Raw genomic sequence first — 12,094 nt, 5'->3', positions numbered from 1 at the left:
TGTAGGTTGCTCCTCTGCGGTTGTACGTTGTCAAACAAAAGTAAGCAACTGCAAATATAGTTACTTTACTTGAAAAGTCATCGTTTTGTTTTATGAATTCATTTTGTAAATTATCTATTTATACATCTTATACCTAGAATCGGGAAAATACAAGTTAGCCTTTGTGTTTATATAAAGAAAAAGAGTTGCAGAATTATCTGCAACTCTTTGATATTTGTGTGGACCAGCCTGGGCTTGAACCAGGGACCTCCAGATTATGAGTCTGTTGCTCTAACCAACTGAGCTACAAGTCCAGTATTCGTAAATACGGCTGCAAAGGTAATGAATAAATTGGAAAAACGTGAATAATAATGAGATTTTTTTCGTGTTTTAACACATTTTGCGTGCTTTAAAACGATTGTTAGGTCTATTTGATGTATATTTGCACTGCATTTTAAAGAATGGATACCGTATGGGAAAAAGGTTGCTATAGCTATTGCATTTAGCTTCAATAACAATAAACTTGCAGCTTGACAACCATAGAAACAAGGTAGGGAGACGAAGATATATAATGAAAACAATATTTCTTAAAGATTTAAATACTAACGAATTGGCAGTAGAAACTCCAGTGGTTGCTACAATTGGCTTTTTCGATGGGGTACATCTTGGGCATCAGTTTCTTATTAGTCGAATGGCTGAAATGGCTGAAAGAGATGGATTAAAATCGATGGTAATAACCTTCGACCGTCCCCCCCGACAAGTTTTGCAGTGCAATTATAAGCCTAAAATGTTGTCTACGCTAGATGAAAAGTTAGAAAAGTTTGCACTAACAGCCGTCAACTATGTTGTAGTGCTCCACTTTGACACAGCTTTGGCACAATTAACATCGAAGCAATTTATGCAAAATGTGCTGCAAAGACAATTAAATGTCTGTAAATTGGTTATGGGATACGATAACCGTTTTGGTCATAACAGAACAGAATCCTTCGATGATTACGTACATTTTGGCAAAGAAATAGGAATTGAAGTATGCCGAAACACAGCTCTCTCTATAGATAAATTCAATATAAGCTCATCTATTATACGTCAGTTTATAGAATCTGGCGATATGGAGAAAGCTACACGTTGCCTGGGTGTGCCTTATTCGTTACGCGGAGAGGTGGTACACGGCTATCAAAATGGACATAAATTGGGTTTCCCAACTGCTAATATCGATATTAGCAAAACCGAAAAACTTCTTCCAGAAATGGGAGTTTATGCGGTACGTGTTAGTATATTAGACGACTCTAAAAAGTACGATGGAATGCTTAATATTGGTACTCGTCCTACCTTTAATGGTAGGAATATATCGGTTGAAGTAAATATATTCGATTTCTCGGACAACTTGTATGGACGTATTATAGAGGTAAGTTTCATTACTCGTATACGTTCTACGCAAAAGTTTTCGAGTATAGATGCGCTTGCAAATCAAATGAAATTAGATGCAAAACAGATAAGAACAATTTTAAAAAACAATAAGAACTGATAATGAAAAAAACTATAAACGTACAAAATAACGTTTTAAAGAATCTGCTATACGCCGCACTTTTCGTTGCGCTTTTCATCGTTATTCATTCTGTTTTCGAGTTCGGAACTATCGCTATTTACGCATATTTAAAAGGATTAGACCTATTTAATGTAGCCCAAAGTATGCAATCGGGTAAATATAGCGATGTGCTAATAGCAGCCAATTTGCTTTCGAGTGTTGCCGCAATTCTTATTTATATTAAGATGAAATGGGCACCTATCTCTCGTACTTACCTTCAAACAAAACCGTGGGGAGTGTTATTCTGGGCTGCTATGTTGTCGATTGGTATTATTCTTCCAGCACAGTTTGTTTACGAAAAATTGCAAATTACGATGTCCGACAATATGACTCAACTCTTTGAGGGCATTATGCGACAACCTCTTGGCTACCTTATCGTGGGCATTCTGGCTCCTATTGCAGAAGAATTGATATTTCGTGGTGCTATATTACGAGTCCTACTCAACACCTTTGAGCACAAAGGCAGATGGATAGCCATTGCTTTAACAGCTTTAATTTTTGCATTCATACATGGTAATATAGCACAAGGTGTGCATGCCTTTATAATAGGTTTAGCTCTAGGTTGGATGTATATGCGCACCAAAAGCGTACTCCCTGGTATTGTGTTGCATTGGGTAAACAACACTATAGCATATTTAATGTTTAACTTAATGCCTCACATGGCTGATGGTAAGCTTATAGATTACTTCCACGGTAGCGAACGTTCTATGTATTTAGGACTACTTTTCTCTTTCTGTATTCTCGTTCCTGCGCTCTTCCAATTAAGCATACGTATGAAGCAAGCCAACAAGTAGGATTGTAAAAACCGTATTTTCGTAAAACAAAAGTGCCTGTTTTGGAGTGCAGAACTATGGTTTTTGCAACACAAAATGGTGGTTTCTGTTTTGCGTTGAATACTAATAGGTTACTAGCTAAGCTTCACTTGTAGTTTTATTGCTAATAATATTATCTGGCTTTATAGCATAACTGAATGAACTAAGTTAGGTTATAAAGCTAAATAAGAGGCAGATAAGATATCAAAAGATGAAAGGAAATAATAACATAAATACTATATATAATGCTGTTATTAGCTAATGACTGATCTGGATTAAGATTGCTTTTACAAAATAAAACTATTACTTGCAAAATGGTTCTAATACCATTGTACAATGAGTGATGTGTATATGCCCTTATTAGTTTCTATGCAATAGGCTTGTTACTAACAAGATAATATTGTAACTTTGTGGTAATAAAACATATAGAACAATGAAGAAAGAATGGCTGTTTATGGTGCTTTGGTTCGCTGTTTCGAGCTTTATGGCACAAAATTTTTGGAAAACAGATGTCACCAAACCATTGCCAACAACCAGTAAGCAGATACAAGGGACTAATTCTGAACAGCAGATGGAACAACAAGGATTGGTAGATATAAAAAGTATAGACCCGACTATTAAGGTGGCATTAATGTATGCTCGAACCGACAATTTTTGCCATAAGCAACTTTATAAAAGTCTGCGTAAAGCTTATATGCTTCCCCAATGTGCTGCAGCATTAAAGAAAGCACAAGCAGAATTGAGACAAATCAGACCAGATTTAAGCCTCATCATTTTCGATGCAACACGTCCAATGAGCGTACAGCAAACTATGTGGAATGCTGTAAAGAATACCAACCACAGCTTCTATGTATCTAATCCTGCTAACGGAGGAGGTATGCACAACTATGGAATGGCTGTAGATATTAGCCTTTGTAAAAGTTCATGGAACGAAAAGCAATGGCGCGATGGCACAACAGTATGTAAAATAGACACCATTCCAATGGGAACGAAAGTAGATTATATGGGAAATAAAAGTCATATAGACAAAGAACAACAACTATTAATGCAAGGCGCACTTACTAAAGAAACCTTAGAGAACCGCAAATTGCTACGCCATGTAATGACTTTTGCAGGTTTCCAACCACTAAGAACAGAGTGGTGGCACTTTAATCTTTGCACACGTGCGTGGGCAAAGGCACATTTAAAAGTAATAAAATAGATATCCCACCTTATTATATATAGCATTTGGAAACATCTGAATTTATACGCCAGCACATCAACGACGACATTCGAACACTCGCACTTATGGGAAAACATTTTCCTAAAGTAGATTTACCCTATGCTCTCGATCAGATTAGGGGACACCAATTGGCACGTACAAAACTACCAACGTGGACTAGTACAGAAGGTATTGTTTATCCACCACATCTGAATATGGAACAATGTTCCAGCGAACAAACAGCTTTATATAAACAAAATATAGTAAAACGATTGCTGCAAAAACTTCAAACGAAAAATAATGCAACACTAATCGACTTAACAGGTGGTTTTGGTGTAGATTTCTCTTATATGTCTATACCTTTTAATAAGGCTGTTTATGTAGAACGAAACAAGCAACTCTACAACATTGCAACACATAACTTCGAATGCTTAAAACTCCATAACATAAGTGCAGAAAATAAAGATTCCATCGATGTTTTACATAAACTAAACAATGCTTCTATTATTTTCTTAGACCCCGCACGTCGCAATAGCAATGGAAAAAAAGTTATTTCGATTGCTGATTGTGAGCCGAATGTGCTTGAATTATGCGATGAACTTGTAGAAAAATGCGATTTCACAATAATAAAGCTCTCGCCTATGCTTGATTGGCATAATGCTGTAGAACAACTAAAATATGTAATTGAAGTGCACATTATATCGGTAAAAAACGAGTGTAAAGAGCTATTAATGGTACTAGCAAACCATAAAAAAGAGAAACAGGAACTAAAAGAAAACTCTATAAAGATATTTTGCGTAAACAACAATGATATTTTTTGTTACAAGGAAGAAGTAAACAGTAGTAAAGAAAACACCCTCCAACTATCGAAAATAAACAAAAACGCCTTATCAACATTCTACTTATACGAGCCGAATGCATCTATTATGAAGGCTGGTTGCTTTGCTTTGTTAAGTAAAACATATAATGTGGCAGCACTAAGTAATAATTCTCATCTATTTGTTTCTCCAGTTCTGCTATCAAACTTTCCAGGAAGGAGGTTCCGAATTATGGACATTTGCACATTAAACAAGAAAGAAATACGCCATGCTTTAACAAACATAACACGAGCAAATATTGCTGTAAGAAATTTTCCAATAGGAGTAGATGCTCTTAGAAAACGACTAAAGTTACACGATGGAGGCGATAATTATATTTTCGCAACAACGTATGGAGAGAAAGAACATATACTAATAATAAGCAAAAAAGAGGTGTAAATTTGGCAATATTATCTAAAATGCGTACTTTTGCAAGTTGAAAAGTAAAGTTACGAAAGATTTTTTAAACATGTCATCAATTCAAATTAAGAAGGTTACGAGCAAGAATGACCTAAAGAAATTTATAGATTTGCACTACGAGCTCTATGCAGGAAGTCCTTACGACGTGCCTAATCTTTATGACGACGAATGGAACACACTCTCAAAAGATAAGAATGCAGCTTTCGAATTCTGTGAAGCCGAATACTTTTTAGCATTTAAAGATGGAAAAATAGTAGGGCGTGTTGCTGCTATCATCAATCATAAAGCCAACGAAAAATGGAATAGAAAAGATGTTCGCTTTGGCTGGATAGACTTCATTGATGATATTGAAGTTTCGGAAGCCTTGCTTAACGCTGTAGCCGATTACGGACGTTCAAAAAAAATGAAAACCATTGCTGGACCATTAGGGTTTACCGATATGGATCCCGAAGGAATGCTAACAATGGGCTTTGATCAGCTGGGAACAATAGCTACAGCTTACAACTACAGTTATTATCCTATGCACATAGAAGCAATGGGAGGCTGGGAAAAAGATGTAGACTACCTCGAATACAAAATAAATGTACCCGATGCCGTCCCTGAAAAACTTATAAAGCTTTCTGAAATGATTCAGAAACGATATAATCTACGTATTAAGAAACTCACAAAGAAAGATGTTTTCGAAGGCGGTTATGGTAGAAAGATATTCGAACTCATCAATAGCACATACAAAGATTTATATGGTTTTTCGGAATTAACCGATAAACAGATTGACCAATATATAGCACAATACTTTCCATTTGCCAATTTAGATTTTATCACAGTGATAGAAGATGCCAACAAAGACAACCAAATTGCTGGTATGGGCATAACATTACCATCGCTTAGTCGCGCCTTACAGAAATGTAAGAAAGGACGACTCCTTCCTTTTGGGTGGTGGCATCTAATGAAAGTTATAAAGTTTACGAAAACAGAAGGTGTAGACTTGTTACTCTTAGGCATTCTTCCTGAATATCGAGCAAAGGGAGCAAACGCTTTGTTATTCTACGATTTAATACCACGATACATTAAATACGGCATTAAATGGGGCGAAAGTCAAGTAGAAATGGAAACAAATGGAGGCGTACAAAGCCAATGGGATATGTTTGAGACCATAAATCACAAACGCCGCCGTTGCTATAAGAAGAACTTATAAATCCAGAAAACAAAACACCACTTAAACAAAAATATGGTCGAAGAAAATAAAACATCAGTAGCATACACCGACGATAACATTCGCCATCTATCTGATATGGAACACGTACGTACCCGTCCAGGTATGTATATTGGTAGATTAGGCGATGGAAAACTACCTGAAGACGGTATATACGTACTGTTGAAAGAAGTTATAGACAATTCTATCGACGAGTTTAAGATGAATGAAGGCACACGCATAGAAATTGAAATAGAAGATAATCTTCGAGTTTCGGTGCGCGATTATGGACGTGGAATTCCACAAGGAAAGCTTGTTGAAGCTGTATCGGTGCTGAATACAGGTGGTAAATACGACTCGAAAGCATTTAAAAAGAGTGTTGGATTAAATGGTGTGGGTATTAAAGCGGTGAATGCGCTTAGTTCAAAATTCGAAGTAAAAAGCTTTCGAGAGGGCAAAGTACGTTCACTTACATTCGAGAAAGGTATTAAAAAGACCGATAAAACCACAAAATCTAACGATGAACAGGGAACTTATATCTATTTTGAGCCAGATAACACTCTCTTTAAAAACTACTGTTTCCAAGACGATATTGTAGTTACTATGCTTCGGAACTATACCTACTTGAATACAGGACTCACCATTATGTATAATGGACATCGTATTTTGAGTCGACATGGTCTGAAAGATTTACTCACAGACAATATGACGGTAGACCCTCTTTACCCTATTGTTCACATGAAAGGTGATGATATAGAGATTGCTTTCACACATACAAACCAATATGGCGAGGAGTATTATTCGTTTGTAAACGGCCAACATACCACACAAGGAGGTACACATCAAAGCGCATTCAAGGAACATATAGCCAAAACTATAAAGGAATTTTTTGGTAAATACGAGTATGGAGATATTAGAAATGGTATTGTTGCAGCAATCGCTATAAATGTAGAAGAACCTGTTTTTGAGTCTCAGACCAAAATAAAATTAGGATCTACAGTAATGGCACCGGGAGGAGACACTATAAATAAGTTTGTTGGCGATTTCATAAAGACAAATGTCGATAACTTTATGCACATTCATAAAGAAGATTTTACCGATATTTTAGAAAACAAAATAAAAGAAACCGAACGCGAACGCAAAGCTATGGCAGGCGTAACAAAACTGGCTCGCGAACGCGCAAAGAAAGCAAATCTGCACAATAGAAAACTTCGCGATTGCCGTATTCACTTCAGCGATGCTAAGAACGAACAAAAAGAAGAAAGCTCTATATTTATTACTGAAGGAGATTCTGCCAGCGGAAGCATCACAAAAAGTAGAGATGTAAATACACAAGCTGTATTTTCGTTACGTGGAAAACCACTAAATTGCTTTGGATTAACAAAAAAAGTGGTATACGAAAATGAAGAATTTAATCTTTTGCAAGCTGCACTCGATATTGAAGATGGATTAGATTCGTTACGTTATAATAAGGTAATTGTTGCTACCGATGCTGATGTTGATGGTATGCATATACGTCTACTCATTATAACATTCTTCCTTCAATTCTTCCCAGAACTAATAAAAAAAGGACACGTATATGTTCTTCAAACACCTTTATTTCGTGTACGCAATAAACGAACTAAGATTAAAAATAAAAAAATAATAGAGGAACAAGATGCAAAGAAACTGAAGGGTGAAAAGAAAAACGACCTTATAACGATTTATTGCTATACCGAAGAGGAAAGAATAAATGCAATTGAGGCTCTCGGACCTGACCCTGAAATTACACGATTCAAAGGTTTAGGAGAAATTTCGCCCGATGAATTTGCTCATTTTATTGGTCCTGATATGCGTTTAGAGCAGGTTACACTGCACAAAAACGACCAAGTAAAAAATCTATTGGAATATTATATGGGTAAGAATACTATGGAACGTCAAAACTTTATCATCGAAAACTTGGTAATTGAGGAGGATTTAGTAGACGATATTCCAACAGAATAATTCATACACCGCACTATTGTAATAGTCTTAAGATAGTATATTTACCACATTTGAAATTAAGAATAACGATTATGAAGAGAAGCTTTCTTTTATCAATAACACTTTTATTGTTCTGCACTTTTGCTGCTGCACAAATCAATCTTAACTTTGGTAGCGATTCGCCAATGCGAAAAATGCAAATGGCAGAAATTGCTATTTCAAATTTCTATGTAGATGATGTTGACGAGCAAAAGGTAGTAGAAGATGCTATTCGTGGTATGCTAAAAGGACTTGATCCACACTCTACTTATACCGATGCAAAGGAAACAAAAGCTATGAACGAACCTTTGCAAGGCGATTTTGAAGGTATCGGTGTACAATTCAATATGATTGAAGACACTTTAGTGGTAATTCAACCTGTTGTAAATGGCCCCTCAGAAAAAGTTGGTATTATTGCAGGCGACCGCATTGTTATGGTAGACGATACGTTAATAGCGGGCGTAAAAATGAATCGTGCCGATATTATGAAGCGTTTACGGGGTAAAAAAGGCACAAAAGTTAAGTTAAGCATTGTGCGTCGTGGTGTAAAGGGTATGCTTAACTTTATTGTTACACGAGCTAAAATACCAGTTCACACAGTTAATGCTGCTTATATAATTCGTCCTGGGATAGGTTACATACGTTTAGAAAGCTTCGGAATGAAAACACACGAAGAATTTATGGAAGCTGTTGAAAAACTAAAAAAACAAGGTATGAAACAGCTTATTCTAGATTTACAAGACAATGGTGGTGGATTTCTTGAGGCTGCAGTTCGTATTGCAAACGAATTTTTACAAAACAACGATATGATTGTTTACACAGAAGGACGACGCGTACCACGCCAAAACTACAAAGCTAGAGGTAATGGACAACTAAAAGATATGCCTGTTTATGTTTTGGTTAACGAACTAAGTGCATCGGCTGCCGAAATTGTTTCGGGAGCTATTATGGATAACGACCGAGGAACTCTTATAGGACGTCGCACTTTTGGGAAAGGATTGGTACAAAGACCATTTGAATTGCCCGATGGAAGTATGATTAGACTTACCGTTGCACATTATTATATACCAAGTGGACGTTGCATTCAGAAGCCTTATAAGAAAGGAGACAAAGATGATTACGATATGGATTTGGAAAACCGACTTAAAAACGGAGAACTTACTAATCCAGACAGCATTCATTTCACAGACTCTTTAAAGTATTATACTGTACGAAAACACCGTCTTGTTTATGGTGGTGGAGGTGTTATGCCCGATTATTTTGTACCATTAGATACAACTAAGTTTACTGCTTTCCATCGTAAACTTATGGCGAAAAATATTATTATGGATACTTTCTTAAAGTACGTAGACAACAACCGTAAAGAACTAAAGAAGGATTATAAGACTTTCGAATCGTTTAAAAAACAATACGAAGTTCCTATTTCTCTTACCAACCAGATTATTGCCGAAGCAAAGAAAGAAAAGATAGAACCAAAAGATTCTGATGAACTTAAAAAGACATTAGATTATATGCGCTATCAACTAAAATCGCTTGTAGCTCGCGACTTATGGGATATGACTGAGTATTTCCAAATATGGAACGAACAAAGCGACATTGTGAAAAAAGCACTCGAAGTAATAGATGCTGATAAGAAGTAATTGAACACAACAATAAATATAAAAGCGAGCAATTTGCACCATAGCAGATTGTTCGCTTTTATATTTTCTAATTTGGTTTTTTGTCATATAAGCCTATTTTCAAGAAACCAATAAAAAACATAATTCTAATTAACTACTCCCGATATGCCAGGCATTATAAAAATGGTTGATATTGCAATAACATAAGAGAATCTAATATGCTCAAAACTATTAGTTCTTCTTCTTTTTTTATGTTCTTCTTATTTTCCTTTCCTATTTTATACAGCATACCAATTTCTAATATTGTGCATACTAACAATATTGATAAACCTATAAAAAACATAATTTTACTATAATCTTTGCCTATAGGAATTATTATAAGGGGAATAACATTAATAAGGGTAACATTGTCTTTGAAATCTTTATTTATCATTTTTCATTCTTTCTGTTTTTTTAAAGTAATCATTTTATTTATTCTTAATGTTGATAATCTATATATAGATTTATTAATGTGATAAAGATATGATAATAATTAGATTTTCACAACCTTTACACTGCCATCATTAAACTTCAGTTTTGCAATATAAAAACCATAATAAGGCAAAGTAATCAACACTTTGTTACTGTTAAACTGTCTAACTTCGCTAACCAAAGAGCCTGCTGCATTGTACAATTCCACAGAACTGATATTTACATTGGCTGTTAAACAAGCTTCGTTTGCATTCAATCTAACTACAGAGCATTTCATATTCTCTGTTGCGACATTGCCTATTCCATCTGCAATGTTTGGATAATCGCCTTCAATATTGTCGCCCCACAAGAACATCCAACCATTGTCTGTATACGATTTTTCCGAACCTTTCCTAACGTGTAAATATACTTTATTAAATTCTACATCGCCAAAAACTTCTTCTCCAAGTTCGGGAGCTGTTTCTCTATAACTATAAATATCTTTTAAGCCATGGCAAGCATAAAAAGCACGATTTGCAATGCCTATTACCAAATCGGGAATATAAACTTTCTGCACATTATTGTTATAAGCAAATGCATAATCGGCAATATAAGAAGTTTTTGACTGAAGAACAAAATCGGTTCTATTACCTTTACAAGGAACAGCCATCAAATAGAGCCCATTGCCACTTGGACTTCTGTAATAAAGTGCATCGTCTGCGAAGACAAAGTTATTGTTCGTGGCAAAATTAAACTTCGTCATACCATTATTTGCCAATGCACCCGTGCCAATTTTCTCAATATTAGCAGGAAGTGTAATTGCTTTTATATCCTGACACTCAAAAAACGCCATAGAACGAATAACTTTTGTTTCAGCTGGAACAACAAAATTATCGGTTGCTATAACTTGTGGACATTCGTAAAGCATACTTTTATCCTTAGAATAAAGCACTCCGCCAACAGCCGTCATATATTTACTTGCAGCTGCAACCGTAAAACCACCAAACTCTGGACATTGTAAGAACAGTTTTGCACCAGTTTTCTCTACCGTTGCAGGAAGTTCAAGCGTTTCTAAAGCAACGCAACGCTGAAAAGCATTCGCTTTTATCTCTTTCAACCCTTCGTTTAACTTTACGTTAGTTAATACCTTACAGTTATAAAAAGCTCGTTCGCCAATAGTTTCTACTCCAGTTAGTGTTATAGAAGTAAGCGACACACAGTTGGCAAAACAAGTTTCGTCTATCTCTTTCAACGTTTCGGGAAACTTCACCTTCATAAGGTTAGAACACGACATAAATGTACTACGCGAAAGTTTCTTAAGTCCTGTAGGAATAGCTATCTTCTTCAGATTTTCGCATAGCACAAAGGCATTTGTTCCAATAGAATCAACCGAATTTGGAAGTTCTATTGTTTCAAGACTTGCACAATCGCTGAAAGCTTGTTCGCCAATAACCTTCAATTTACTATTTGGTGCAAATGTAACCGTCTTTAAACTGTTGGCATAAAAGAATGCACATTGCCCAATAACTTCGAGCGAAGCAGGACATTCTACACTTCTAACAGACGAAGTTGCAAAGGCATTTGGAGCAATTTCTCGTATTCCTTCAGGAATTTTGTAATCAACAGGAGCACCATTACCACTTACCAACACATCGCCTTTTATTGTCTGTGCAGACAATACTGCCGGAAAAGAAATTAAGACAGCAAACAATAAAAATTTAATTTTCATAATACATCGTTTAGGAAATAAATTAGAACTCTTCTTTTTATGCTTTCTCTCTACAGTCCCACCCCAGTAAGAGTTCATAACTAAAAAGAAGGACACGCTACAAAGATAATAATGTTTTTTATAAATTCGTCTAAATTCAATAATATTTTCTAACATAAAAATAAGATTATCCGTATTACCATAACAAAACACGCCATATTATATAGCTTTAAAACACTATTCTTTGAAAATATAAAACAAAGTACAAAT

The 12,094-nt window shown here is 35.6% G+C and carries 9 protein-coding genes and 1 tRNA gene; 7 read left to right on the top strand and 3 right to left on the bottom strand.

Annotated features, from left to right (window positions below; translation table 11 throughout):
- Positions 1 to 219: 219 nt before the first annotated feature.
- Positions 220 to 293: transfer RNA gene (locus tag HMPREF9144_RS01440), tRNA-Ile, on the bottom strand.
- Between the two features lie 257 nt (positions 294 to 550).
- Here HMPREF9144_RS01440 and HMPREF9144_RS01435 point away from each other — a divergent pair.
- From HMPREF9144_RS01435 to HMPREF9144_RS01405, 7 genes are all read left to right on the top strand, one after another.
- Positions 551 to 1,504 (top strand): bifunctional riboflavin kinase/FAD synthetase, encoded by a 954-nt coding sequence (locus HMPREF9144_RS01435; protein WP_006044020.1) that lies wholly within the window; start codon positions 551 to 553, stop codon positions 1,502 to 1,504.
- Positions 1,505 to 1,506: 2 nt separating this feature from the next.
- Positions 1,507 to 2,358 carry a CPBP family intramembrane glutamic endopeptidase gene (locus HMPREF9144_RS01430; protein WP_006044019.1) on the top strand — a complete coding sequence of 284 codons (852 nt, stop codon included), beginning with the start codon at positions 1,507 to 1,509 and terminating at the stop codon, positions 2,356 to 2,358.
- Positions 2,359 to 2,809: 451 nt separating this feature from the next.
- On the top strand, positions 2,810 to 3,577 hold the full coding sequence (locus HMPREF9144_RS01425; RefSeq protein ID WP_006044017.1) for a M15 family metallopeptidase: 768 nt from the start codon (positions 2,810 to 2,812) through the stop codon (positions 3,575 to 3,577).
- Between the two features lie 26 nt (positions 3,578 to 3,603).
- The gene (locus HMPREF9144_RS01420) at positions 3,604 to 4,833 is read left to right on the top strand and encodes a THUMP-like domain-containing protein (RefSeq protein WP_006044016.1); all 1,230 of its coding nucleotides are present in this window, start codon (positions 3,604 to 3,606) and stop codon (positions 4,831 to 4,833) included.
- 70 nt (positions 4,834 to 4,903) lie between these two features.
- Complete coding sequence (locus HMPREF9144_RS01415) at positions 4,904 to 6,049, top strand: hypothetical protein (RefSeq protein WP_006044015.1); 1,146 nt, start codon at positions 4,904 to 4,906, stop codon at positions 6,047 to 6,049.
- Positions 6,050 to 6,082: 33 nt separating this feature from the next.
- Positions 6,083 to 8,029: a DNA topoisomerase IV subunit B gene (locus HMPREF9144_RS01410; protein WP_006044014.1), complete on the top strand. Its 1,947-nt coding sequence runs from the start codon at positions 6,083 to 6,085 to the stop codon at positions 8,027 to 8,029.
- 71 nt (positions 8,030 to 8,100) lie between these two features.
- Positions 8,101 to 9,687, top strand: coding sequence for a S41 family peptidase (locus HMPREF9144_RS01405; RefSeq protein WP_006044013.1), 1,587 nt, complete (start codon positions 8,101 to 8,103; stop codon positions 9,685 to 9,687).
- A gap of 154 nt (positions 9,688 to 9,841) precedes the next feature.
- Here the strand turns inward: HMPREF9144_RS01405 and HMPREF9144_RS01400 are convergent, their stop codons facing one another.
- Positions 9,842 to 10,099, bottom strand: coding sequence for a hypothetical protein (locus tag HMPREF9144_RS01400; protein WP_006044012.1), 258 nt, complete (start codon positions 10,097 to 10,099; stop codon positions 9,842 to 9,844).
- 99 nt (positions 10,100 to 10,198) lie between these two features.
- On the bottom strand, positions 10,199 to 11,845 hold the full coding sequence (locus HMPREF9144_RS01395; RefSeq protein ID WP_006044011.1) for a leucine-rich repeat domain-containing protein: 1,647 nt from the start codon (positions 11,843 to 11,845) through the stop codon (positions 10,199 to 10,201).
- Between the last annotated feature and the right edge of the window lie 249 nt (positions 11,846 to 12,094).

Source organism: Prevotella pallens ATCC 700821 (assembly GCF_000220255.1).
Classification (GTDB): Bacteria; Bacteroidota; Bacteroidia; order Bacteroidales; family Bacteroidaceae; genus Prevotella; species Prevotella pallens.
Note: the sequence above shows the minus strand (reverse complement) of the source record. Positions and strands in the feature narration are given on the sequence as shown.

Bases quoted from the DNA above. Each gene is read 5' to 3' on its own strand.
- HMPREF9144_RS01435 (WP_006044020.1), top strand. From the start codon at position 551: ATGAAAACAATATTTCTTAAAGATTTAAATACTAACGAATTGGCAGTA.
- HMPREF9144_RS01430 (WP_006044019.1), top strand. From the start codon at position 1,507: ATGAAAAAAACTATAAACGTACAAAATAACGTTTTAAAGAATCTGCTA.
- HMPREF9144_RS01425 (WP_006044017.1), top strand. From the start codon at position 2,810: ATGAAGAAAGAATGGCTGTTTATGGTGCTTTGGTTCGCTGTTTCGAGC.
- HMPREF9144_RS01415 (WP_006044015.1), top strand. From the start codon at position 4,904: ATGTCATCAATTCAAATTAAGAAGGTTACGAGCAAGAATGACCTAAAG.
- HMPREF9144_RS01410 (WP_006044014.1), top strand. From the start codon at position 6,083: ATGGTCGAAGAAAATAAAACATCAGTAGCATACACCGACGATAACATT.
- HMPREF9144_RS01405 (WP_006044013.1), top strand. From the start codon at position 8,101: ATGAAGAGAAGCTTTCTTTTATCAATAACACTTTTATTGTTCTGCACT.
- HMPREF9144_RS01400 (WP_006044012.1), bottom strand. From the start codon at position 10,099: ATGATAAATAAAGATTTCAAAGACAATGTTACCCTTATTAATGTTATT.
- HMPREF9144_RS01395 (WP_006044011.1), bottom strand. From the start codon at position 11,845: ATGAAAATTAAATTTTTATTGTTTGCTGTCTTAATTTCTTTTCCGGCA.